At 64.2% G+C, this 23,338-nt stretch carries 18 protein-coding genes, 1 tRNA gene, 1 pseudogene and 2 riboswitches; of the genes and pseudogenes, 12 read left to right on the top strand and 8 right to left on the bottom strand.

The features are described from left to right. A pseudogene (locus A5906_RS43905) lies at positions 1-139 on the top strand (FAD-dependent monooxygenase); the annotation flags it as partial. Between the two features lie 21 nt (positions 140-160). Here the strand turns inward: A5906_RS43905 and A5906_RS05710 are convergent. After that, entirely contained in the window at positions 161-586 is a 426-nt protein-coding gene (locus tag A5906_RS05710; protein ID WP_080134293.1) for a twin-arginine translocation pathway signal, read from the bottom strand. A 170-nt stretch (positions 587-756) separates the two neighbouring features. Between A5906_RS05710 and A5906_RS05705 the strand changes: the two genes are divergently transcribed. Beyond that, positions 757-845: transfer RNA gene (locus A5906_RS05705), tRNA-Leu, on the top strand. 141 nt (positions 846-986) lie between these two features. On the opposite strand, the gene A5906_RS05700 is transcribed toward A5906_RS05705, so the two are convergent. Continuing rightward, entirely contained in the window at positions 987-1,919 is a 933-nt protein-coding gene (locus tag A5906_RS05700; RefSeq protein WP_136614992.1) for a hypothetical protein, read from the bottom strand. 289 nt (positions 1,920-2,208) lie between these two features. Here A5906_RS05700 and A5906_RS05695 point away from each other — a divergent pair, with 289 nt between their 5' ends. After that, positions 2,209-3,711 carry a hypothetical protein gene (locus tag A5906_RS05695; RefSeq protein ID WP_080134291.1) on the top strand — a complete coding sequence of 501 codons (1,503 nt, stop codon included), beginning with the start codon at positions 2,209-2,211 and terminating at the stop codon, positions 3,709-3,711. 1 nt (position 3,712) lies between these two features. On the opposite strand, the gene A5906_RS05690 is transcribed toward A5906_RS05695, so the two are convergent. The 3 genes from A5906_RS05690 to A5906_RS05680 all read right to left on the bottom strand — a co-directional run bounded on the left by A5906_RS05690 (position 3,713) and on the right by A5906_RS05680 (position 7,282). Beyond that, on the bottom strand, positions 3,713-5,005 hold the full coding sequence (locus A5906_RS05690) for a hypothetical protein (protein WP_080134290.1): 1,293 nt from the start codon (positions 5,003-5,005) through the stop codon (positions 3,713-3,715). Continuing rightward, complete coding sequence (locus tag A5906_RS05685) at positions 5,005-6,327, bottom strand: hypothetical protein (RefSeq protein WP_080134289.1); 1,323 nt, start codon at positions 6,325-6,327, stop codon at positions 5,005-5,007. The genes A5906_RS05690 and A5906_RS05685 overlap by 1 nt, the downstream gene beginning before the upstream one ends. Positions 6,328-6,502: 175 nt before the next feature. Further along, on the bottom strand, positions 6,503-7,282 hold the full coding sequence (locus A5906_RS05680) for a crotonase/enoyl-CoA hydratase family protein (RefSeq protein WP_080134288.1): 780 nt from the start codon (positions 7,280-7,282) through the stop codon (positions 6,503-6,505). Between the two features lie 89 nt (positions 7,283-7,371). Between A5906_RS05680 and A5906_RS05675 the strand changes: the two genes are divergently transcribed. The 3 genes from A5906_RS05675 to A5906_RS42860 all read left to right on the top strand — a co-directional run bounded on the left by A5906_RS05675 (position 7,372) and on the right by A5906_RS42860 (position 9,553). Next, complete coding sequence (locus A5906_RS05675) at positions 7,372-7,956, top strand: TetR/AcrR family transcriptional regulator (RefSeq protein ID WP_080134287.1); 585 nt, start codon at positions 7,372-7,374, stop codon at positions 7,954-7,956. Between the two features lie 151 nt (positions 7,957-8,107). After that, positions 8,108-9,358: a multidrug effflux MFS transporter gene (locus A5906_RS05670; protein WP_080134387.1), complete on the top strand. Its 1,251-nt coding sequence runs from the start codon at positions 8,108-8,110 to the stop codon at positions 9,356-9,358. A 54-nt stretch (positions 9,359-9,412) separates the two neighbouring features. Continuing rightward, positions 9,413-9,553 (top strand): hypothetical protein, encoded by a 141-nt coding sequence (locus tag A5906_RS42860; RefSeq protein WP_167523487.1) that lies wholly within the window; start codon positions 9,413-9,415, stop codon positions 9,551-9,553. Positions 9,554-9,561: 8 nt separating this feature from the next. Here the strand turns inward: A5906_RS42860 and A5906_RS05665 are convergent, their stop codons facing one another. The 3 genes from A5906_RS05665 to A5906_RS05655 all read right to left on the bottom strand — a co-directional run bounded on the left by A5906_RS05665 (position 9,562) and on the right by A5906_RS05655 (position 14,731). Beyond that, the gene (locus A5906_RS05665; protein ID WP_347337590.1) at positions 9,562-11,193 is read right to left on the bottom strand and encodes a glycosyltransferase family 39 protein; all 1,632 of its coding nucleotides are present in this window, start codon (positions 11,191-11,193) and stop codon (positions 9,562-9,564) included. A 212-nt stretch (positions 11,194-11,405) separates the two neighbouring features. Continuing rightward, positions 11,406-13,013: an ABC transporter substrate-binding protein gene (locus A5906_RS05660; protein ID WP_080134285.1), complete on the bottom strand. Its 1,608-nt coding sequence runs from the start codon at positions 13,011-13,013 to the stop codon at positions 11,406-11,408. Positions 13,014-13,123: 110 nt separating this feature from the next. Continuing rightward, positions 13,124-14,731, bottom strand: coding sequence for an ABC transporter substrate-binding protein (locus A5906_RS05655; protein ID WP_080134284.1), 1,608 nt, complete (start codon positions 14,729-14,731; stop codon positions 13,124-13,126). A 270-nt stretch (positions 14,732-15,001) separates the two neighbouring features. Between A5906_RS05655 and A5906_RS05650 the strand changes: the two genes are divergently transcribed. The 6 genes from A5906_RS05650 to A5906_RS05625 all read left to right on the top strand — a co-directional run bounded on the left by A5906_RS05650 (position 15,002) and on the right by A5906_RS05625 (position 23,331). After that, positions 15,002-16,132, top strand: a complete 1,131-nt coding sequence (locus A5906_RS05650) for a M20/M25/M40 family metallo-hydrolase (protein WP_080134283.1) — start codon at positions 15,002-15,004, stop codon at positions 16,130-16,132. Between the two features lie 94 nt (positions 16,133-16,226). Continuing rightward, positions 16,227-16,331, top strand: a riboswitch (glycine riboswitch). A gap of 1 nt (position 16,332) precedes the next feature. Further along, positions 16,333-16,442, top strand: a riboswitch (glycine riboswitch). A 63-nt stretch (positions 16,443-16,505) separates the two neighbouring features. After that, positions 16,506-17,807, top strand: coding sequence for a D-amino acid dehydrogenase (locus A5906_RS05645; RefSeq protein ID WP_080134282.1), 1,302 nt, complete (start codon positions 16,506-16,508; stop codon positions 17,805-17,807). A gap of 182 nt (positions 17,808-17,989) precedes the next feature. Further along, a complete protein-coding gene (locus A5906_RS05640; protein ID WP_018647027.1) occupies positions 17,990-18,931 on the top strand; it encodes an ABC transporter permease in 942 nt (313 codons plus the stop codon). Positions 18,932-18,949: 18 nt separating this feature from the next. Then, positions 18,950-19,837 (top strand): ABC transporter permease, encoded by an 888-nt coding sequence (locus A5906_RS05635; RefSeq protein ID WP_018647026.1) that lies wholly within the window; start codon positions 18,950-18,952, stop codon positions 19,835-19,837. 126 nt (positions 19,838-19,963) lie between these two features. After that, on the top strand, positions 19,964-21,613 hold the full coding sequence (locus A5906_RS05630) for an ABC transporter ATP-binding protein (protein ID WP_080134281.1): 1,650 nt from the start codon (positions 19,964-19,966) through the stop codon (positions 21,611-21,613). 212 nt (positions 21,614-21,825) lie between these two features. Further along, the gene (locus tag A5906_RS05625; protein ID WP_080134280.1) at positions 21,826-23,331 is read left to right on the top strand and encodes a M81 family metallopeptidase; all 1,506 of its coding nucleotides are present in this window, start codon (positions 21,826-21,828) and stop codon (positions 23,329-23,331) included. The last annotated feature ends 7 nt before the right edge of the window (positions 23,332-23,338 follow it).

The raw sequence follows: 23,338 nt of genomic DNA, 5'->3' as shown, positions 1-23,338 counted from the left end.
GCAGCGGACCGCGCGGCAGCAGGGCCGCATCTATCATCTCACCGGGCCGCTCGCGATGGCGCGCGATCTTGCGATCCGTGCGCTTGGCCCGGACCGCATGCTGGCACGCCAGGACTGGATCTACCGCTGGCGGCCCTGAGGCTGATGCATTCGTGCCGGCTCAGCGCGCGACGCTGCCGGATCTCGGAGCGGGCTTGATCACCGGCGGCTGCGGACTTGAGGCCACCGGAGCTGCACCCGGCGGCGTCTCCCGGCATCTGTTGCGGCGCCAGGCGTCTTCAGCGAGCTGCGCCTGCCCGCGCACCGCGACGTAGTCGTTGCGATAGGCGAGCTCGGACACGACGGCCCCGCCGGCCCCCGTCTCCGCCTTGTCCATCAGCCTCTGCAAATCGGTCGTGCGGGCGGTGAGGGCCTTGCGCTCGGTCTCGAGCTGCTTGCAATCGTACAGATCGTACTTGGCGGGATCGGCAAAGGCCGGCGCGACCGTCTCGCTGATGCCGGCGCAGCCGGCCAGGGCCGCCCCGCCCGCGAGCAGCACGAGAAACGCGCCGCAGAAGCGCAGCGGAGATGAAAGCGAAGCAGCCATGCCGGATGAATAGTCCCCGTGGATTGAGAATGCCTAAAGCAGCAACAGATGTCCGGATTGAGGCTTTGCCTTGTGCGCCCGGCTCGCTTAAGGAAGGACACCCGCCGGGCCGCAAACGCCAATTCCAGACGGCCGCAGGTGGACTTAAGTGTTTGATCTCGTTGGATCAAGCGGGCATGGCGGAATTGGTAGACGCAAGGGACTTAAAATCCCTCGGCGCGCAAGCGCTGTGCCGGTTCGACCCCGGCTGCCCGCACCATGAGAGCTGACCGGGAATGGCGCGGCCGCACGATCATAAACAGACCCGCGGTCGCAAGACGCCGCCGGAGATCGACGCCGCGACCGGCACGCGGTCGGGCACTATCAGCCCCCGCCTTTGACACGGGGTTCGCGTGCCCAGTCATTGCGCTTTGAAATCGATCTCGAAGAAATGAACTTCCAGCTTCTTCTCCTCGAAGAGTGCCTTCCATGACCGCAAGGTGAAGTTTTGCGCGAACGCAGCACTGGTTGAGCTATTCGAGAAAATGATGAAATTATCGGGCTCATCCGCCAACGGCGTCCCCGTAATTCCAATATGCCCGGTTGCACTTCCTTGCGTGGGCGACACGATGATCATTCCGGGTTTCACCTTCGCGATCGGTTGCTCGATATGACGAGCTTTCAAGATCTCAAAGGTTGCGAGGATGCTCAACCCGTTATCGCCATTTGAAGAACTGATTGGCTTTCCAAGTGCAATCCGCGCGACCTCGTTGACCGACCATGCCGAAGCAAGCATCCCGCGACCTGTCCCCGGCACATTGGCCGTGGAATACCCGACTAACGAGGAAGCCGCCTCAAATAACTTCGGATTGACCTGATCCTGAGAAGTAGGAGGCTGCCCAGCCGGGCGTCTCTCGAACGGCACGGAAACGGTCGGTGGCGGTGGCGTAATCGAAGGATACTGACTCGCGCTGAGATTGACGATTTTCTGATCCGGGTCCTGAATGAAACCCGCATTCAAAAAGAATTTGAGGTTTCGAACCGCCTCGTCCCGATCCGGCGTTTCGATGGCCTTCAGGATGAGCTTTGTTTCAAATTCCCGCCTCGCCAGCTCGGTTGCCGCTGCCTGCTTCTGTCGTTCGATCTCCAGACTACCGTCGACCTTTGTCTTCTCGATGCTGAGGGCAGTTGACGACTTTCCCGCCTCAACGTCGCGCGTCGTCATTGATTGAATGAACGCGCCGCCAATGGCGCTAACGACTGCCAGGGCCGCCGCCGCAACGGTCGCTTGCGCCGTGGTAATTGCAAGGCCGCGCTCCTGCGGAGCCGATGACTGGGACGGTGTGTCACTCATTCTCGCCTCGATCTCGTAGCCCGGAGATATCAAGCGATAATTTTAGACAGAATGCCAGCAGTTTTCAGTGACAGATTGCTATAGTTTACCATTTCTCGCCCAGATTGCACCCCCGCCGACGCCTACCTTCACGCAAGCATTCGTTCACCAACTCGCCTGCATAGTGCAACCGACCTTTACCCGACCTTAGACCGTCCTCCCCTAAATCGAACGATGTCTGCCGCCGTTGCCGCAGGCTTCAAGGGAAACGCGGCAGCCTGCAGCGCCGGCTTCGATGGTGAGAGTTTTCATGGACGCGCGCGAGAATTGGTCCCGGACCGGGATTGGCGGGGCGCCCACGGCGTTCGGACGCCATTTGCACGGGCGCGAGATCTACCTCGTCCTGATCGCGTTCCTGTCGGTGTTCTACATTTCGAACGGTCCGGTCCAGCTCAGCCACTACGACCTCGGCTGGCACATCGCGGCGGGAGACCTGATCAGGGAGCGCGGCGAGATCCCGTTTCAGGATCCGTGGGCGTTCACGCTCGCAGACAAGCGCTGGTACAATCTGTCGTGGCTCTGGGACGTGATTGCCAGCGTGCTCTACCAGCACGCGGGCCTTGCCGGGATCGTCCTGCTGGTCGTCGCCTGCGGCGCGGTCATCGTCGCATACCTCACCTCATGCGGCCTGCGCAGCGGCGCATCGGTGCCGGCGGTCTGCATCACCGTCTTCGCCGCATGCCTGCTCTACCCCTGCTACGAGGCGGCGCCCAACACCTATCTGGCGGCATCGCCGAATATCGCGACCATGCTGTTCGCGGTGATCTTCTACGGCGAATGCCTGCAGCGGCGCAGCTGGTTCCTGCTGCCGGTGTTGATGGTGCTGTGGGTCAATCTGCACGGCGGCTTCATGCTCGCCTTTCCGATCATCGGCGTCTTCGCCGGCGTCGCCTTGCTGCGACGGGACTGGGCGAACTTCAGGAATTACTGCTTCGCGGGCATCGGGTGCGTTGCTGCGATCTTCGTCAATCCCCTGGGATGGCACATCTACGACGGCGTGATGGCGACGCTCGGCCATTTCATCCAGGCCAATATCGGCGAATGGCGTCCCTATCTCCACAACATGGAGCTGCCCGGAAGCATCCCCGGCATCGCCTATGCGTTGACGTTCATTGCGCTCGAGCTGCACTATCGAAACTCGAAACCCATTCCGGTGGAGCCGCGCCTGCTGGCTTGGCTGTTCCTGTTCCTGGGCCTCTACCAGTTCAGGTACATCGCGTTCTTCTTCATCTTCTCGGCAGTCCCGATGGCGCTGCATGTCGACCGGCTGCTGCCCGAGCGGCTGTCGCGGTTCGACATCCGCCGCGCGATGCTGGCGGCGGGGATCATCGGTGTGTTCGTGCTGCCGCTCAGCTTCCTGCAGGTGCGACCGGCGCTGGCGCTGCCGGACATGCTCTCGGATGAGGATGCCGGCTATTTGCTCGCGCACTCCACGCATTCGCGCGTGCTGAACCACTGGAATTCCGGCGGGCTCCTGATCTTCCGCACCCACGGATCGGTGCCGATGTTCGTGGACGGCCGGGCCGCGACCGCCTATCCGGACGAATTGCTGCGCGACTATCTCAAGCTGGTGCGCTGGGACATCGACGAGGCCGCCTGGGACTCGGTCATCAGCAAATACAGAATCGATGCGGTGCTCTGGGTCCGCGGACACGAGCAGCTCCGGCAGTTCCTCGTCGGCCGGCGAGGCTGGAAAGAAGACTACACGGGCGCCTATATGAGCCTCTACACTGCGCCGCCGGCGCCGAGATAGATCACATCCGCTGCGGTTCGCGCGGAAGCAGAATCCAGAAGCAGATCAGCGCGAGCGTGAGCTGGCCATACCCGCCCATGAAGGCGGTGACCGAGGCCGACGCCAGGACCGGAATGGCGACCGCGACCGTGAGTGCGGCGACCATCATCATCGCGGGCAGATCGGCGACGAGAATGGCCGCGTAGAGCGCCACCTGAAAAAAGGTATATTCCTTCGGTCTCGGCGTGCAGAGATAGAGCGCGTACATCGCGAGGACGGTGATGCGCATCGCCGCGCCCGGATGATTCACCAGCCAGTCGTCAAACGCCTGAAGCAGCGAGGCTGTCCGAGGCTCGCCCTGGCGCTTGAACATGCGCCACACCGAAAGCGCGAACGGCGCGAGCACAAGCGTGATCGCGATGACCCCGTAGAGGCCGATGACGAACACCTTGCTGCCGGCAAGTCCAATTTGGCCTGCAAGCGTCGACGCAATCAGCAACAGCGACGGATTGACCTCGCTTGCGGGTGAATGCTGTCCGGGGATCTGGCCGGTGATCGCGCTGAGCCAGCTCCGAGACAGATCCGGATATAACAGCAGCGAAACCAGGATCGGCAGGACGAACGCGCCCGCCGCCACCGCAACCAGAAGCAGCTTGCGGCGTCTCGGCTGCGGCAGGAAATAGAGCGCGGCAAGGACCGGCAAGAACACCAGCTTGAACGCGGTGACGAGGCCGAGCACGGCCGCCCCGGCGAGCTGCGGCATGAGGCTCACCTCACCCCGCCTGCCGGACGGCACAGAGCGCAGCAACAATGCGAGCGAGGCCGCCGTCAGCAGGCCGCTGAGGATCTCGAAATTACCGGTCGCAACGACCCAGTCGAAGCCGAGGAAACCACCGAGCACGAACACGCCTCGCAGCACGACATCCCGCCAACCCCGGCGCGCCGTGCCGAGACCAGGCAGCAGCAGCGCGCAGATCAACGCAAGGACGAGATAGGTCGGCTTGTAATGGGCGACCAGAAAACCGCCGGCGCAGAGCGGCCGAAACGCGTCGAGGGTGACCGGAAGATAGGGGTAGGAGAGTTTCGTATCCTTGAGGTTCTTGACGAAATAGGGATCGAGCCCCGCAAGGTGGGCATCCACTGCCGCGCAGTTGATCCGTACGTCCCAGCCGAAGGTGTCCTCTGCGGCGAAGTCGACGGTGACGGACATGGCGACAAGCAATGCCGCGACCAGGATCACCCAGGTCCGCCAGCGGCTTCCTGACGCGTTCGCGGCCAGGGATCGGGCATCTGCGGACGAGGCGAGGCTCGTCATCAACGCGCGTCCCGCGGCTCAAGTCGCATCGGCTCCGCGCGAAAATCCAGCAGCAGGATCCAGAAGGTTGCCAGCGCGACGATGAGGAGGATGAAGCCGCCCTCCACCGTGTGTCCCGAAATCGAGACCATGCCGGGAGCGAGCAGACCGACGCTGAGCATGGCGGCGAGTGCCAGGGACGGAAGATCGGCGATGAGAACCGCGGCATAGACCGCGAGCTCGAAGAAGGCATATTCCTTGAGGCGGGGCGAGCTGACATAGAGCGCAAACATCGCGAGCACGGTGACGCGCGTGGCGACGCGGGGATGCTCGATCAGCCAGCGATCGAGCCGCGCCAGAAGCGATTCCCCTTCCCGAACCGGTCCGCTGCCGACCTCGCGCAGGACGGACAGGACGAACGGCACGAGCACGATTGCGAGCGCTGCGATCCCATAGGTCGCGAACATCACCGGCTTGCTGTCGCCTAGCCCGACTTGCTCCAGGAGGCTGCGCGCCAGCAGCAGCAGCGACGGATTGTTTTCCATGAGCTCGACGACATGCTGATCGGGGATCTGCTTCGTCAGCACACCCAGCCAGCTCGAGAACAGGTCGGCGTAGAACAGCCTCGAGATCAGGATCGGCAATGCGAAGCCGAACGCGGCCACCGCGACCAGCGCCAGCTTGCGCGCGCGCGGCAGCGGCAGGAAATAGAGCGCGGCGATCACGGGACAGAACACCAGCTTGAAAGAGGTCACGAGACCAAGCAGCGCGGCACCGCCGACGCGCAAGGCGAAGCCGCGGTCCCATGCGCCGGAGGCCGGCGAAAGCAGAAGCCTCAGCGCGACTGCGGTCAGCACGCCGCCCAGGATCGCGAAATTCCCCGACGCCCAGACCCACTCGAAGCCGAGGAACGCACCGAACACGCAGAGCAGCCTGAGCGCAACATCGCGCGGGCTGGTGCGCGTCGGGCCAAGACCCGGAAGGGCCAGGGCGCAGAGCACGGCGAGCACGAGGTATAGGCTCATGTGATGAGCGACGAGGACACCGCCCGCGCAGAGGGGACGAAACACGTCGAGCGTCACAGGCAGATAGGGGTAGGAAAACCTGGTGCCCTTCAAATTCTTGACGAAATAGGGATCGAGCCCGTCGGCATAGGCATCGACCGCGGCGCAATTGACGCGAACATCCCAGCCGTAATTCAGGGGAATTGAGCCGTCGCTGACAAGATTGCCGAGCACCAGCAGCGCCGTCAGCCCGATGAGCCAGGCAAGCCAGGTGTTTCGCCCTGCGCTCGTGTCAAGCGAGGGGCCCAATCCTCGTGCTATGCCGGTCACGTCGGACATCGCGAAATACCTGCCTTGGTGGGTTCCCTCGGGGCGCCTGCGCGGCGCCCCATCGGGCCCACAATGGACAGGATGAGTTGCGGATTCATCTCCCCGATGCGGCGTCCGCGATCTTATGGTGAATGGCTGGTTGCCGGCCCCGGCTGAGACGGCGGCGAAACCGTCGCCACGCCCCCTACCGCGACGCGCGTGCGGCCAGCCAGGCGTCGAGCGCTTCGCGCGTATCCTGTGTCGCCGCCATGCGCGCGAACTGCTCCCCCTCGATGGCAAGGCCTTCGGAGATGGAGACGTTGAGGCCCCGCGTGGTGGCGGTGATGACCCGGGCGACCGCCAGCTGCGAATGCCTGACGATGCGACCCGCCAGCGCGAAGGTGGCGTCCATGAGCTGCTCGTGCGGCACGACGCGGTTGACCAATCCCATCTCGACGGCTCGTTGTGGAGAAAAGGAATCTCCCGTCAGCAGGTGTTCCAGCGCACGCTTCCGGCCCGCGAGCCGCGGCAGGCGCTGGGTGCCGCCAAAGGTCGGCGTGATGCCGATGGCAATCTCCGGCTTGGCGAAGCTTGCCCGCTCGCTCGCGACGGCAAGATGCACGGCTTCCGTGATCTCGCAGCCGCCGCCGAAGGCGATGCCGTTGACCGCAGCGATGACCGGCTTCGGAAACGCCTCCAGGCGCGCCGTCATCGCCTGGCCGCGCCGCACGAACGCCTTCACCGCGGCATCGGGCCCGGCTTTCACGCTCTCCGAGAATTCGGCGATGTCGGCGCCGGCCGAGAAGGCCCGGTCGCCTGCCCCGGTCAGCACGACGGCACGAACACTGGCGTCGTCCTCGATGCGGTCGAGGGTCGTCATCAGACGGTCGATGAGGGCGTAGCTCAGCGCGTTGAGCTTGTTGGGGCGATTGAACGTCAGCAGTGCAACGGCGCCGCGCGTCTGCGCGAGGACGAGATCGGACAAGTGCAGGCTCCTTCCAGGTCGAACAGGCGCGGAAGTCAGCCACAGCGGCCTTGCCGTGTATACTCACTAGGCAGTATACATTTGAGGCCATGTCGAGAAGCGGTGACAGCACGCGGGAGCAGATCGTCGTTGCCGCGACGCGCCTGTTCTATGGCGAAGGCATCAAGGCGGTGAGCATGGATGCCGTCGCCGAGACGGCCGGCGTCACCAAGAAGACGCTCTATTATCATTTCACCAGCAAGGACGAGCTCGTCGCCGAAACCATCGCGGCCAGGGACCAGCCGACGCTGGAGCTTTACATGCGCTGGTTCGCGGAGACCGACGGCGGCGCCGCCGACAAGGTCCGCGGTCTCTTCACCAAGCTCGGACGCTCCGTGAACACGCCGCGCTGGCGCGGCTGCGGATTCCTCCGCACCATCGCCGAGCTCGCGAACACCCCGGCACATCCTGCGGTCAAGGCCGGGGCGGCGCACAAGAAGCGCTTCGAAGCCTGGCTCGCAACGGAATTGCAGGGCCACGGCGTTGCCGATGCCGCGGCGCTCGCGCGCCAGATCGTGATCCTGCTCGACGGCGCCACGACCGTGATGCTGATCCATCGCGACCTGGATTACGTGGAGACCGCGGGACAATTGGCGCTTGGCCTGGTCGAATCAGCTCAGAACCGTCGGCCTTAAGCCGCCCTTAACCTCGACGCCGCGGCCGGAGTGGCGGGCGACCTCACCAACTCGTGTCCGCCGTCGTCCTGCCTGACAGCCATCCCGAAACATGGGTTGTGCGCCGCAGCATAACCGCTAGAAAAAGCCCTGAATTTCAGAGGTGAGCTTCTTGTCCGACGTCAATGCCGACGGTTGGGTGTCCTCGGGACACCGGCCCATGGGTTTTCCCGAATTCGTTATCGTGATTGCGTCCATCATGGCGCTCAATCCGCTTGCGATGGACATGATGCTGCCGGCTCTGCCCAATATCGGGACGGCGTTCAGCATTCCCGTCGCCAATCAACTCCAGCTCGTGCTGTCGACCTTCCTGATCGGCTTCGGCGCCGGTCAGTTCGTCATGGGGCCGTTGTCCGACCGCTTCGGTCGCCGTCCGGTGCTGCTCGGCGGCATGGCGGTCTATGCGGTGGCGAGCGTGCTCGCGGTTGCCGCGCCCTCGTTCGAGACGCTGCTGCTGGCGCGCGCGCTGCAAGGGCTCGGCACCTCGGCAACGCGCGTGATCGCGACCTCGATCGTGCGCGACTGCTATGTCGGCCGCCGCATGGCGAGCGTGATGTCGCTCGCGATGATGGTGTTCATTGCGGTGCCCGTGATCGCGCCGTCATTCGGACAGGCCGTGCTGCTGGTGACGGCCTGGCGCGGCATCTTCGTCGTGCTGATGCTCTATGGCCTGCTCGCGCTCGCATGGTGCGTGCTGCGGCTGCCTGAAACCCTTCCCGAATCGGAGCGCAGGTCGCTCGCGCCCGCCGATGTGCTCTCGGCCTTTCGCCAGACCGTGACCAACCGCCAGACCATCGGCTATGCGACAGCCGCCGGCAGCGTCATCGGCGCGCTCTTTGCCTACGTGTTCTGCGCCCAGCAGGTTTTCACCGGCATCTATCACCTCGGCCGCTATTTTCCGATCGCTTTCGCTGCGATCGCGGCCGGTACGGCTGTGGCGGGCTTCCTCAACGCGCAGCTGGTCGGACGGCTCGGCATGCGCGTGATCTCGCACGGCGCGCTGACGCTCTACACGGTCGTAGCGGGCGTGATGCTGCTGACGGAAAGCCTCGGTGTGCTGCCGCTTGCCCTGTTCATGGTGCTCTCGGCGCTGATGATGTTCTCGTTTGGCATGATGGTCGCGAACTTCACCGCGCTGGCCATGGAGCCGCAGGGCCACATCGCCGGCACCGCTTCATCGCTCTACGGCTCGATCACGACCCTGATCGGCATCGTGGTCGGCATGGCGATCGGCCAGAGCTTTGACGGCACGCTGCTGCCGTTCTCGATCGGCTTCTTCCTGTCGACGCTGGCTGCGCTCGGAATCGTGCTGGTGGTGGAGAAAGGACGGCTGTTCAAGCCGCATCATCGTCCCGTGACCTGAGGAACTTCACGGTGGCCTTGATGTTGTACCGCAGCAATTCGAAAGGCCGCAACAATGGAACTGGAACTCCGCAAAGACCGCCACGCCTCGGAGCCGACGGACGCAAAGCGGCCCGAGCCGAATGCGGAGCAGGCCGCGTTCACTGCACCTTTCGCCAGCGAAGGGCTCGAGCAGGTGCGCGACAGTCATTGCTGAGCGCGCGCCTACTCCGCAGCTCGCCTGCTCGCGCTGAAATCGTTGGCGGCGCTCTCGGGCGCGGCCCGCTCGCCGCGAGACGGCACCATCAGCAGGATCATCTGCCGCGTCAGGCCGGGTCGGCCCCACAGTGAAGCCTGCACAGTGAACTCGCGCCTGACCGAGGGTCCGGCCTGGGGTGACACCCACTCGATCCACCCGCGGCAAAGATCCTGGTCGTGGAAACAGAGCGCGGCCCAACCGCCATCCGCCATGGCTTTGCGCGGCACGCCCCAGGGGTATTGATACACCAGCGGGCGCGCATGCCGCGGATGGTCGGGGCTGTAGAATGCCGTGGCGAAGGTCAGCGCGTCGTCGCCGGTCACGATGCTGAGCGGCTCCCCGGTCAGCTCGCGCCACTCGTGCGTCGCCCTGTCAGCCGCCTGTGCGTAGAAATTCCGCCCTTCTTCGTAGCCGTGCTTGTTGCGGTAAATGGCATGGATCGGAGCCGCGACCAGAACTGCCGCGAGCGCGACGATGGCCACGATCACTGTGACGTTGACGGTGTGGAAGCGCTCGATCGGATAGCGGGCGCCGCAGACCACGAGCACGACCACAAGAAATAGCCCCTGCAACGCCCACAGCGACGGCAGATCTGTCCCCATCGCGAGCGACGTCAGCACCGGCAGCGCGATCGTTCCGATCGCGATGAAGAAGAGAAGTCGTAGGCCCGGGCTCATCGCGGCAAAATCCGCCGGAAACTGCTTCAGCCGCGTGCCGGCGATCAGCGCCCAGCACACAGCCGACACGCTCATGGCCGCCGCCAGCCCCAGCAGGAAGTTTCTGACCTCACCGAGCGAGCTCACGACGTTGCCGTTTGCGTGGGCCAGCGCATAGGTGAAGGTCGATGCGCCCGTCGTCGCGAGCCAATACAGATGCGGTGACAGCGCCGCGAGCCCGACGACGACCGAGATCCAGGGCGAAGCGGAGGAAAAATAGGCGCGCCGCCCCGGGTGCGCCAGCGCGGCAAAGACGAAGCTCGCGACGAGGAAGATCGAGTAATATTTGCCGATCATCGCCAGCGCCGTCGTGGATCCCGCCGCAGCCGCCCACAACGCGGCGCGCGTCTCGAATGCGCGCAGGAAGCAATACGTCGCCAGCGGCCAGGTCGCGAGCAGCACCGCATTGGCGTTGAAGCGCTGGGCATGGAATTGATAGGCCGGCGTCAACATCAACAGCAGCAGCACCAGCACGCGCTTGTGCCCGGTCACGAACTGCCGCGAGATCAGGTCGACGAAGAACAGCGCGAGCCCGGCATTGGCCATCGCCATCAATTGCAGCGACCAGTCGCTGAGCGGAAACACGGAGGTCCATGCCGCCGTAACCCACCCCATCAGCGGCGGATGTTTCTGATAGCCAAAGGCGAAATTCCGGCCAACGGCCCAGGCTTCGAGCGTATCCGGATGCAGGCCGCCGCCGGCATAAGCGATGACGAGGTAAAGCGTCCAGATCGCGACGAAGCAGGCGAGGAGAAGCGGCACGGCCCAGCCTGCCTCGACTGCGCTCAGCCAATGCAGGAACGGGCGGCGCCATCGCGCCGGCGCACGATCGGACCGTTCGGCCATCGCCTGGAATGCAAAATCGAACGGCACGGGACGCAAATGGGACAAGGAAAATGATGCGTTGAGACGCCACATCTATTTCAGGATGGAAACAAATAGCAACAATTAGAAACTGGAAGAGTTAAAAAGCGGCCCGCCATCTCAAGCCACGCAAGAGCAACAAACGAAAACGGCGCCGCTGACGACAGCGGCACCGCGGCGTAACGTTGGCGTAACGTTCGGAACGAAAGGCGCGAGGCCGCGCCTTCGCCCTACTCTGATTTGTCGATGTTCCAGAACACCGGGGTTGCCGGGCCGTCGAGCACGCCGGTGAGTGACTTCCGCCACGCGCTCGGTGCCTGATATTGACCCAGCGGCATATAAAGCACCTGGTCGTAAGCTTCCTTCTGGATCTCGGCCGCGATCTTCTTCTGATCCTCCGCCGAGGTCGCGCGAACGAAGGCGTCCTTGAGCTGCTCGATCTTGGCGTCCTCCGCCCAGCCGAACCAGCCGCCCTTCTTGCCCTGCCCGCCGACGGCGACGTTGGAGATCGGATTGTCAACGTCGGCGCTGACCCAGTTGGTGATGAACATGTTCCAGCCGCCCTCCTTCGGAGACTTCTGGCTGGCGCGGCGGCTCACCACCGTCTGCCAGTCGGTCGCCTGCAGGTCGACCTTGAAGCCGGCTTCGCGCAGCTGCTGGGCCACCACGATCGGTTGAGCCTTCAGCGTCAGCACATCGCCCGGCGCCATCAGCACGACCGGTGTCCCGTCATACCCGGACTCGGCGAGCGCCTTCCGGGCCGCAGCCATGTCGCCGCCCTTCGCAAGGGTCTCGCCGCCCACGTCCGTCGCGAACGGCGTGTCGCAAATGAAGGCCGCAGCACAAGTCTTGTAGTATTTGGGATTGCCGATCAGCGCATCGAGCACGTCCTTCTGCTTGACCGCGAGGAACGCGGCGCGGCGGACCTTGACGTTGTCGAACGGCGGATGAAGGAAGTTCATCCGTGCACCCGTCTGGAATCCGAACTTGTTCAGGATATCGATCTTGAGGTCTTTGTCGGCTTCAATGGCGGGCAACATTTCGATAGCGGGAAATTCCATGAAATCGACGTCACCCGACTGCAGCGCGTTCAACGCCGTCTGCGCGTCCGGCATCGTAAGCCATTCGACGCGGTCGACCTTCACCACCTTGCCGCCGGTGGTCCAGTTCGCCGGCTCCTTGCGCGGCACATAGTCGGTGTTCTTGACGTAGACCGCCTTCACGCCGGGCTGGAATTCACCCTGCACGAATTTGAAGGGGCCGGAGCCGATCTGCTCGGGGATCTGCTTGTCCACCGGCGTCTCGGCGAGACGCTTCGGCATCATGAAGGCGACCCGAGAGGACGGCTTGCCGATCGATTCCAGCACGAGCGCGTACGGCTCCTTCAGCTTCAGCGTGATGGTCTTGGGGTCGGTCGCCTCGATGCTCGCGGTGAACAGCATCAGCTGCTGCCCCATCCCATCGACGACGGCCCAGCGCTTCAGGGAGGCAACGCAATCTTCCGCGGTGACGGGCGTGCCGTCATGCCACTTCAGACCATCGCGGAGCGTGAAAATGTAGGTCAGCTTGTCGTCGGAGATCTTCCAATCCGCCATCTGCGGCTGAATCTTGAAGCTCGAATCCGTCGCGATCAGCGTGTCATAGACCATGTAGCCATGGTCACGCGAGATATAGGCGCTGGTGAAGATCGGATCGAGGATGCGCAGATCCGAATGCATCACGGCAGTGATGGTCTTGCCGGCGGCAAGAACTGGCGAGGCCAGTGCCGAAAGCGCCGCGACCGAGAGCGCAAGTTTGGAGGCGAACGACCTACGCCCCCGACGCATGAGTTCGAACATTGAAGTTCTCCTTGGCGAGCGGCTGGCTGGCGAGCGGCGCCGCTGATGACAGCGGCGCCGCGTAACGGTCGAAACGAAAGGCGCGCGATGCGCCTTTCCTTATCTAGGCCTTACTCCGACTTGTCGACGTTCCAGAACAGCGGGGTTGCCGGACCGTCGAGCACGCCGGTGAGCGATTTGCGCCAGCCGCTCGGCAGCAGGTACTGCCCGAGCGGGATGTAGATCACCTGCTCATAGGCTTCCTTCTGGATGTCGGCTGCGATCTTCTTCTGCTCCTCGACCGAGGAGGCGCGGACGAAGGCGTCCTTGAGCTGCTCGATCTTGGCGTCTTCCGCCCAGCCGAACCAGCCCTTCTTGCCCTGGCCGCCGATCGAGAGATTGGCGATCGGGTTGGCGACGTCGGCTGCGACCCAGTTGGTGAAGAACATGTTCCAGCCGCCTTCCTTCGGGGGCTTCTGGCTGGCGCGACGACTCACCACCGTCTGCCAATCGGTCGCCTGCAGGTCGACCTTGAAGCCGGCCTCGCGCAGCAGCTGGGCCGCCACGATCGGCTGCGCCTTGAGCGTGGTGACGTCGCCAGGCGCCATCACCACGACCGGGGTCCCATCGTAGCCGGACTCGGCGAGCGCCTTCTTGGCTTCGGCCATGCCGTTGCCCTTCACCAGAGTCTCGGCGCCGATTTCGGTCGCCAGCGGCGTGTCGCAGACGAAGAACGCGCCGCAGACCTTCTGGTACTTGGCGTTGCCGACGAGCGCGTCGAGAACGTCCTTCTGGTTCATCGCCAGGAAGGCCGCGCGCCGCACCTTCACATTGTCGAACGGCGGATAGAGGAAGTTCATCCGGCCGAGAGTCTGGAAACCGAACTTGTTGGAGACCTCGATCGTGATCTCCTTGTTCGCTTCAAGTACCGGCAGCATGTCGTAAGGAAGGTTTTCCATGAAGTCGATGTCGCCAGACTGCAGCGCGTTCACCGCGGTCTGCGAGTCCGGCATCGTGATCCACTCGACGCGGTCGACCTTCACCACCTTGCCGCCGGAGGTCCAGCTCGCCGGCTCCTTGCGGGGCACGTAGTCGGTGTTCTTGACGTAGACCGCCTTCACGCCCGGCTGAAATTCGCCCTGCACGAACTTGAAGGGACCCGAGCCGATCTGCTCGGGGATCTGCTTGTCCGGCGGTGTCTCGGCGAGACGCTTCGGCATCATGAAGGCGACGCGCGAGGACGGCTTGCCGATGGAATCGAGGACGAGACCGTAGGGCTCTTTCAGCTTCAGCGTGATGGTCTTGGCGTCGGTCGCCTCGATGCTCGCCGTGAAGTCCATGAGCTTCTGGCCCATGCCGTCGACCGCGGCCCAGCGCTTGAGCGAGGCGACGCAGTCTTCCGCCGTCACCGGCGCACCGTCATGCCACTTCAGGCCGTCGCGCAGCGTGAAGGTGTAGGTGAGCTTGTCGTCGGAGATCTTCCAGTCCGCCATCTGCGGCTGGATCTTGAAGCTCGAATCGGGGGCCACCAGCGTGTCGTAGACCATGTAGCCGTGGTCACGGGTGATGTAGGCCGTGGTGAAGATCGGATCGATGATGCGAAGGTCCGAATGCATGACCGCTGTGAGGGTCTTGCCGGCCGCGAGCACCGGCGAGGCCAGTGCCGTTGAAAGCGCGACGACCGACAGCGCAAGTTTGGAGGCGAACCCGCGAGGCCCCCGGCGCATGAAGTTGGACATAAAATGTTTCTCCTGACGTGAAACTGGTCAAAGGCAGGTTATTGGTTGGGCATCCGGTTCGTTCCTTGGGCGAACTAACCTCATGCAATGCCTTTATCTTTTCGAGACTTGCAGACAGTATTGAGCGCGTCAATCCGGTTTCGCTGCAGCCCCTCGCGGCACGTGCACGGGCTCCACAAAGATCGGTTTCGCTCTACAACGCTGTCCGCTTGTCCTGCCCCGCGCCAGTGCAATGCGCGTTCCATCTTTCGCAGCTTGAGAGACATTAAGATGAATCCAGCCAATCTTCCCTTCGATTCCGAGGCCATGCTCGAGGGCCTGCGTTCCTGGGTGGAATGCGAAAGCCCGACCTGGGACGCGGGCGCGGTGAACCGCATGCTCGATATCGCGGCGCGGGACATGGCAATCATGGGTGCGACGATCGAGCGCATCGCCGGCCGTCAGGGTTTTGGCGGCGTGATCCGCGCGCGCTTTCCGCATCCGAAGCAGGGCGAGCCGGGAATCCTGATCGCCGGCCATATGGATACCGTCCACCCGGTCGGCACCATCGAGAAGCTGAAATGGCGGCGCGAGGGCAACAAGTGCTACGGCCCAGGCATCTACGACATGAAAGGCGGCAATTATCTATCGCTGGAAGCGATCCGGCAGCTGGCGCGCGCCTCGTTCACGACACCGCTGCCGATCACCGTCCTGTTCACACCCGACGAGGAAGTCGGCACGCCTTCCACGCGCGACATCATCGAGGCGGAAGCCGCGCGCAACAAATACGTGCTGGTGCCCGAGCCGGGCCGCCCCGACAACGGCGTCACCACCGGACGTTACGCCATTGCGCGTTTCAATCTCGAGGCGACGGGACGGCCGAGCCACGCCGGCGCGACGCTGTCGGCGGGACGTTCGGCGATCCGCGAAATGGCGCGGCAGATCCTCGCCATCGACGCGATGACGACGGAGGACTGCACTTTCTCGGTCGGCGTCGTGCATGGAGGACAATGGGTCAATTGCGTTGCCACGACCGCGACCGGAGAGGCGCTGTCGATGGCCAAGCGGCAGGCCGATCTCGACCGCGGCGTCGAGCGGATGCTGGCACTCTCAGGCACCAGCAACGACGTCGCCTTCAAGGTCACGCGCGGCGTGACACGGCCGGTCTGGGAACCGGATGCCGGCACCATGGCGCTGTATGAGAAGGCACGCGGTATCGCCAAATCGCTCGGCGCGGAATTGCCGCACGCGAGCTCCGGCGGCGGCTCCGATGGCAATTTCACCGGTGCGATGGGAATCCCCACGCTCGACGGCCTCGGCGTGCGCGGCGGCAACGGCCATACGCTGGAAGAGTTCATCGAGGTCGACAGCCTCGTCGAACGTGGGCGTTTGATGGCGGGGTTGCTGGCGACGCTGGAATGACTGCAACAACTTCGCACTGCACAATGCGTTGGCAGTCGCGGTCTAAATTTAGCCTTGTCTAAAAATGAGGCGTATCGTACTGGTCGATTGTCCACGCGACGATGCGGGAGAGATCGCAACGAAGGTTTTCAGCTTTCGTCGCGGCGCCGACGGAGCAACCGCCCCGGAAACTCTCAGGCAAAAGGACTGTATCGTCAGGACAATCTGGAGAGAGGCGGCGCGATTTTAGGCAATCGCGACGTCCACCGAAGGGGATCGTCCGTTGCAGGAGCCGCAGCGGATCAAGCTCTCAGGTAACCGTGACAGATGGGGCGCCAACGGCCTTCGGCCGGTGGTTCGCCTATCCTAACTCACGGGAGCCCCGAGACCTGCCATGACTCATATCGCCATCATCGGCGCCGGCATCACCGGCGTGACGACTGCCTATGCCCTGCTCGAACGCGGCTTTGAGGTGACGGTGCTCGACAAGCACCGCTATGCCGCGATGGAGACGTCGTTCGCCAACGGCGGACAGCTTTCCGCCAGCAATGCCGAAGTGTGGAACTCTACCGCAACGATCCTGAAAGGCCTGCGCTGGATGTTCCGGCGCGATGCGCCGCTGCTGATGAACCCGCGGCCGAACTGGCACAAATATTCGTGGATGAGCGAGTTCGTCGCCAACATCGGCAACTACCGGGCCAACACCATCGAGACCACACGGCTTGCGATCGAAGCCCGCAAGCATCTGTTCGAGATCGCGGCGCGCGAAGGCATCGACTTCGATCTCGAACGCCGCGGCATCCTCCACATCTATCACGACAAGGAAGGTTTCGAATCCGGCCTGCGCGTCAACGCGCTGTTGCAGGAGGGCGGCCTCGATCGCCGTCCGGTGACGCCGGAGGAAATCCACGCGATCGAGCCGACGCTGCGCAAGGCGTATTATGGCGGCTTCTACACGCCGTCGGATGCGACCGGCGATATCCACAAGTTCACCCGCGGACTGGCGGACGCCTGCAAGCGGCGCGGCGCGACCTTCGTCCACGAAGCCGATATCGATTCAATCGCGCGCGCCGGCAGCGGCTTCGTGCTCGGCTGGGCCGAACTTGCCGCAAGGGATGCCGCAGCAACCACGCGCGGCATGCTGAAGGCGGACGGAATCGTGGTCTGCGCCGGCGTCGCCAGCCGCCACTTCGCCGCCCTCCTCGACGATCGCATCAACGTCTATCCGGTGAAGGGCTACTCGATCACCGTGCAGCTCGACACTGCCGAAAGCCGCGCCGCGGCGCCGACCGTGAGCCTGCTCGACGAAGCCGCCAAGATCGTCACCAGCCGGCTCGGCGCCGATCGTTTTCGCGTGGCCGGAACGGCCGAGTTCAACGACTTCAACCGCGACATTCGCGCCGACCGCGTGCAGCCGCTGGTCGACTGGGTGCGCAGCAACTTCCCCGACATCGAAACCTCGCGCGTCGTGCCCTGGGCCGGGCTGCGCCCGATGATGCCGAACATGATGCCGGTGGTGCGCGCGGGGCGGACACCGGGCGTGTTCTTCAACACCGGCCACGGCCATCTCGGCTGGACCCTGTCGGCGGCAACGGCGCAGATGATCGCCGAGACCATCGACGGCTGGCGCGGGATCAACGCGCCGGCGGCGGTGCCGTCACTTGGGGTTGAGCGTGAGTATCGCCATGCATCTTGAGTGGTTCCGATCTGATGCGGCGCGGCCCCTTGCGACCGCCCTGCCCTTGGCACACAATTTGCCCCGAAAGACCGGCATCTCCGGCCGGCCTTCCCAGCCCGAGTGACAGGCGCGCATGATAGACTCGTTCGAATCCACGGGCGCTCCAGGGCCCCACAAGTTCCGCAGCCGGAGATAGGTGCATGCTAGGTTATCTCATTCGCCGCGTTCTGGCCGCGGTGCCCGTGATGGGCGTCGTCGCGCTGTTCGTGTTCCTGCTGTTGCGCCTGACGCCGGGCGATCCCGCCGCGATCCTCGCCGGCGACAATGCGACACCGGAACGGCTCGAGCGCATCCGGGAATCGCTCGGCCTCAACGAGCCGCTGATCGTGCAGTTCATCACCTGGGTGAACAAGCTGCTGCACGGCGATCTCGGAACGTCGCTGATCTCCAACCTGCCGGTGATGAAGATGATCGGCCAGCGCGTCGAGCCGTCGATCTCGATCGCGCTGTGCACCATCATCCTCGCCGTCATCGTCGCAGTGCCGCTGGGCGTGATCGCCGCGTGGAAGCACGGCACCTGGATCGACCGTTTCGTGATGGGCCTGTCGGTCCTGGGCTTCTCGGTTCCGGTGTTCGTGGTCGGCTATGTCCTGATCGAGGTCTTCGCGATCGATTTGCGCTTGGTGCCTGTGCAGGGCTTCCGCAGCATCTTTAACGGCTTCGGCCCGTTCTTCGAGCGCATGATCTTGCCGACCTGCGCGCTGTCCTTCATCTACATCGCGCTGATCGCGCGCATGACGCGCGCGGCGATGCTCGACGTGCTCGGTGAAGATTACGTGCGAACGGCGCGTGCGAAAGGCATCAACGAGGTCGCCGTGATGATGCGGCATGCCCTGCGCAATGCCGCCGTGCCCGTGATCACCGTGATCGGCACCGGCTTTGCGCTGCTGATCTCCGGCGTCGTCGTCACCGAGAGCGTGTTCAACATCCCCGGCATCGGACGCCTCACTGTCGATGCGGTGCTGGCGCGCGACTATCCGGTGATCCAGGCCATGATCCTGCTGACGTCGCTGATCTATGTCGTCGTCAACCTTCTCATCGACGTCGCCTACACCCTGCTCGATCCCCGGATCCGGTACTGAGGCAAGGACAAGAACAAAATGTCGGTCGATACCCTTCCCCAGTCGTCCATTCCGATCACGTCGCCGCTGCGGCCGCGCTTCGGCTTCCTCACCTCGACGCCGATCATCGCGACCGCGACGTTCCTGCTCGCCCTGATCGTGGTGATCTCGATCCTCGCGCCGCTGATCGCGCCGCATGATCCGATCCAGCTCGCACCGTCACAGCGGCTCAAGCCGGCCTCGGCGCAATTCCTGCTCGGCACCGACGCATACGGACGCGACCTGTTGTCGCGCGTGGTCTATGGCGGTCGCATCTCGCTGCTGATCGGCATCGGCTCGGCGATCCTGTCGATCGTCATCGGGCTTTCGATCGGCCTCGTCTCCGGCTTCTTCAAGCTGGTCGATTCCGTGATGATGCGCATCATGGACGGCCTGATGGCGATGCCGAGCATCCTGCTCGCGATCGCGGTGGTCTCGCTCTCCGGCGCCAGCATCTGGACCGTGCTGATCGCGATCACCATCCCCGAGATTCCGCGCGTGGCGCGCCTGGTCCGCTCGGTCGTGCTGTCGGCGCGCGAGGAGCCCTACGTCGAGGCCGCGATCTCGGTCGGTTCCAGCCTGCCGAAGATCATGTGGCGTCACCTGATGCCGAACACGATCGCGCCGCTGATCGTCCAGGGCACCTATGTCTGCGCCTCCGCAATTCTCACCGAGGCGATCCTGTCCTTCCTCGGCGCCGGCATCTCGCCGGAGACGCCGACCTGGGGCAACATCATGGCCGAGGGCCGCCAGTACTTCCAGATCAAGCCCTCGCTGATCTTCTGGCCGGGCCTTCTGCTCTCGATCGCCATCCTCAGCATCAACCTGATCGGCGATGCCGCCCGTGACGCCCTCGATCCCCGCATGAAGCAGCGGGAGGGGAAGTGATTGTTTCGCCGGCCCATCCCCTTGTTCCGTCATTGCGAGCGAAGCGAAGCAATCCAGTCTGCCTCCGCGGAAAGATTCTGGATTGCTTCGTCGCTTCGCTCCTCGCAATGACGACGGAGTGACCTGATGACCAACCCCGTTCTCGACATCAACAACCTCGTCGTCTCCGTCGGCAAGAAGCCGGGCGGTGCCAAGATCATCGACGGCATCTCGATCCAGGTGCGCGAGCGCGAGACGCTGTGCCTCGTCGGCGAAAGCGGCTCGGGCAAGTCGGTGACCTCGCTCACCACGATGGGCCTGCTGCCGAAGGGCACGCTGGTGCCGACCTCCGGCAGCGTCAAGCTGGTCGGCGAAGAGCTGCTCACCGCCACCGATCGCCGCCTGCGCCAGCTCCGCGCGACGCAGATGGCTATGATCTTCCAGGAGCCGATGACCGCCCTCAATCCGGTGGTGCCGGTCGGCCGCCAGATCGACGAGGTGCTGCGCGCCCATACCAAGCTCGACGCGAAGGCGCGCAAGAAGCGCATCCTCGACATGATGGAGCAGGTTCGCCTGCCCCAGGTCGAGCGCATCTTCGCCTCCTACCCGCACCGCCTTTCCGGCGGCCAGCGCCAGCGCATCATGATCGCGATGGCCTTGGTGCTGGAGCCGAAGCTGCTGATCGCGGACGAGCCGACCACCGCACTCGACGTCACCACGCAGAAGCAGATCCTGACCCTGATCCGCGACCTCCAGCGCGATCACGGCACCGCCGTGCTGTTCATCACCCATGACATGGGCGTGGTGGCCGAGATCGCCGACCGTGTCGCGGTGATGCGGCAGGGCCGCCTCGTCGAGACCGGTCCGCTCGAGACCGTGCTGCGCAATCCGACCATGGAGTATACCCGCAACCTGCTCGCATCGGTGCCGAGCCTGGTGCCGCGGCCGCCGCGCGAGGAGAGCCGCGAACCTATCGTGCTGGAGGCCAACGAGCTCAGCAAGGTCTACAAGGAACGCGCGTTGTTCGGCAAAGGCCGCGAGGTCGTCGCCGCCGACAAGGTCACGCTGACGCTGCGCAAGGGCCGCACGCTCGGCATCGTCGGCGAAAGCGGCTCGGGCAAGTCGACGGTGGCGCGCTGTATCGTCCGCCTGATCGACCCGACCTCCGGCGGCGTGCGCCTTGCGGGCCGCGAGATCTCCGACATCTCCCGCCGCCTGCTGCAGCCGCACCGGCAGAAGATCCAGATCGTGTTCCAAGATCCCTACCGCTCGCTCAATCCGCGCGTCAGCGTCGGCGAGAGCATCGCGGAAGGGCCGATCAACTACGGCGTCTCGCATGCCGACGCGATGAAGCGCGCCCGCGAGCTGCTCGAGCTCGTCGGCCTGCCGGCCGATGCGGTCTCGCGCTATCCGCACCAGTTCTCCGGCGGCCAGCGCCAGCGCATCGCGATCGCGCGCGCGCTTGCGCTCGATCCGGACGTGCTGGTCGCGGACGAAGCGGTCTCCGCGCTCGACGTCTCGGTGCAGGCCCAGGTGCTGGAACTGCTCGACGAGATCCAGAAGAGGCTCGGCATCGCCATCCTGTTCATCACCCACGATTTGCGCGTCGCCGCCCAGATCTGCGACGAGGTCGTGGTGATGCAGCACGGCCGCGTCGTCGAACAGGGCCCCGCCGCCGAAGTGCTGACGCATCCGCAGGAGGCCTACACCAAGGCACTGCTGGATGCGGCGCCGGGACGCAACTGGGATTTTGCGAACTTCCGGCCGGTAGCGGAGGGTGTGGCGGCTACGGCTTGATCCGCATATTCCGTCATTGCGAGCGAAGCGAAGCAATCCAGACTGCCGCCGCGGAAAGATTCTGGATTGCTTCGCTTCGCTCGCAATGACGGTGAGCGCCGCAAGCATTCCCAAAACAGCTTGAGGCCATGCGTGGCGCGATTGTCTGCCTTGCTTGCGCTTGCCGCAAAGGCGGGTAACGTCGCGGCATTCTTTGCCCGGGACTGGATTGAATGACACGTATCGCGGTCGGCGGCTTCCTGCACGAGACCAACACCTTCGCGCCGACAAAGGCGACGTTCGCGGACTTCCAGCATGGCGGCGGCTGGCCGGCGATGACTGAAGGTGCCGACGTCCTGAAGGTGATGCGCCGCATCAATGTCGGCCTTGCCGGTTTCGTCGACAGCGCGGAGGCGAACGGCTGGGAACTCATTCCGACCATCGCCTGCGGGGCGAGCCCGTCGGCACATGTCACCAAGGACGCCTTCGAGCGCATCGTGAAGGTGATGGTCGACGGCATCGCGGCCGCGGGCCCGATCGATGCGGTCTATCTCGATTTGCACGGCGCGATGGTCACGGAGCATCTCGACGATGGTGAAGGCGAGATCCTGGCGCGTGTGCGCCGCGTCATCGGCAAGAATGTCCCGCTGGTCGCAAGCCTCGACCTGCACGCTAATGTCACGCCCGCAATGATGGAACATGCGGATGCGCTGATCGCCTACCGCACCTATCCGCATGTCGACATGGCTGACACAGGCCGCGCCTGCGCAAAGCATCTCGCGCTGCTGCTGAAGACGAAGCAGCGTTTCGCAAAGTCGTTCCGGCAATTGCCTTTCCTGATCGCGATCAGCTGGCAATGCACCAATGACTTTCCGACCAAAGGTATCTACGAAGAGCTCGCCGCGTGGGAGAGCGACGCGGTTCCAACCCTTTCTTTCGCGCCCGGCTTCCCTGCCGCCGATTTCCGCGATTGCGGGCCGAGCGTGTTCGCCTATGGCAAGACGCAGGAAGATGCCGACCGTGCGGCCGACGCCATCGTCAAGCTGATCGAAAGCCACGAGGACGATTTCGACGGCAAGATCTGGACGCCCGACGACGGCGTCCGCCACGCCATGGAACTTTCGAAGGGCGCCAGCAAGCCGATCATCATCGCCGACACCCAGGACAATCCCGGCGCCGGCGGCGATTCCGACACCACCGGCATGCTGCGCGCGCTGGTGCGCAACAAGGCCAGCGCTGCGACCGGTGCCATCTATGATCCGGAGTCGGCGAAGGCCGCGCATGCGGCCGGCGTCGGCGCCACCGTGACGCTATCGCTCGGCGGCAAGTCCGGTATTCCCGGCGATGAGCCCTATCGCGAGACCTTCGTCGTCGAAAAGCTCTCCGACGGCCGCTTCATCGCACCCGGCCCCTATTACGGCGGCCGCGAGATGGAGATGGGCCCCTCCGCAGCCTTGCGCATCGGCAACGTCCGGGTCGTCGTCTCCTCGCACAAGGCCCAGCTCGCTGACCAGGCGATGTACCGCTATGTCGGCATCGAGCCGACGCAGGAGAAGATCCTGGTCAACAAGAGCTCGGTGCATTTCCGCGCCGATTTCGAACCGATTGCGGAAAAGCTGATGATCTGCGCCGCGCCGGGCGCGATGCCGGCCGATACCGCCTCGCTGCCCTGGACGCGTCTGCGCCCGGGCATCCGCATCAAGCCGAACGGCCCCGTTTTCAATCCTCCCTCACGCTAACCGGACA

Source organism: Bradyrhizobium sacchari (assembly GCF_002068095.1).
In the GTDB taxonomy this organism is placed as follows: domain Bacteria; phylum Pseudomonadota; class Alphaproteobacteria; order Rhizobiales; family Xanthobacteraceae; genus Bradyrhizobium; species Bradyrhizobium sacchari.
This window is presented reverse-complemented; position numbering and strand designations above follow the sequence as displayed.

Excerpts from the sequence above, each read along its gene's own strand:
- A5906_RS05650 (WP_080134283.1), top strand. The coding sequence starts at position 15,002 with ATGAATCCAGCCAATCTTCCCTTCGATTCCGAGGCCATGCTCGAGGGC.
- A5906_RS05640 (WP_018647027.1), top strand. The coding sequence starts at position 17,990 with ATGCTAGGTTATCTCATTCGCCGCGTTCTGGCCGCGGTGCCCGTGATG.
- A5906_RS05660 (WP_080134285.1), bottom strand. The coding sequence starts at position 13,013 with ATGTTCGAACTCATGCGTCGGGGGCGTAGGTCGTTCGCCTCCAAACTT.
- A5906_RS05690 (WP_080134290.1), bottom strand. The coding sequence starts at position 5,005 with ATGACGAGCCTCGCCTCGTCCGCAGATGCCCGATCCCTGGCCGCGAAC.
- A5906_RS05675 (WP_080134287.1), top strand. The coding sequence starts at position 7,372 with ATGTCGAGAAGCGGTGACAGCACGCGGGAGCAGATCGTCGTTGCCGCG.
- A5906_RS05630 (WP_080134281.1), top strand. The coding sequence starts at position 19,964 with ATGACCAACCCCGTTCTCGACATCAACAACCTCGTCGTCTCCGTCGGC.
- A5906_RS05655 (WP_080134284.1), bottom strand. The coding sequence starts at position 14,731 with ATGTCCAACTTCATGCGCCGGGGGCCTCGCGGGTTCGCCTCCAAACTT.
- A5906_RS42860 (WP_167523487.1), top strand. The coding sequence starts at position 9,413 with ATGGAACTGGAACTCCGCAAAGACCGCCACGCCTCGGAGCCGACGGAC.
- A5906_RS05695 (WP_080134291.1), top strand. The coding sequence starts at position 2,209 with ATGGACGCGCGCGAGAATTGGTCCCGGACCGGGATTGGCGGGGCGCCC.
- A5906_RS05710 (WP_080134293.1), bottom strand. The coding sequence starts at position 586 with ATGGCTGCTTCGCTTTCATCTCCGCTGCGCTTCTGCGGCGCGTTTCTC.
- A5906_RS05645 (WP_080134282.1), top strand. The coding sequence starts at position 16,506 with ATGACTCATATCGCCATCATCGGCGCCGGCATCACCGGCGTGACGACT.
- A5906_RS05700 (WP_136614992.1), bottom strand. The coding sequence starts at position 1,919 with ATGAGTGACACACCGTCCCAGTCATCGGCTCCGCAGGAGCGCGGCCTT.
- A5906_RS05635 (WP_018647026.1), top strand. The coding sequence starts at position 18,950 with ATGTCGGTCGATACCCTTCCCCAGTCGTCCATTCCGATCACGTCGCCG.
- A5906_RS05625 (WP_080134280.1), top strand. The coding sequence starts at position 21,826 with ATGACACGTATCGCGGTCGGCGGCTTCCTGCACGAGACCAACACCTTC.
- A5906_RS05685 (WP_080134289.1), bottom strand. The coding sequence starts at position 6,327 with ATGTCCGACGTGACCGGCATAGCACGAGGATTGGGCCCCTCGCTTGAC.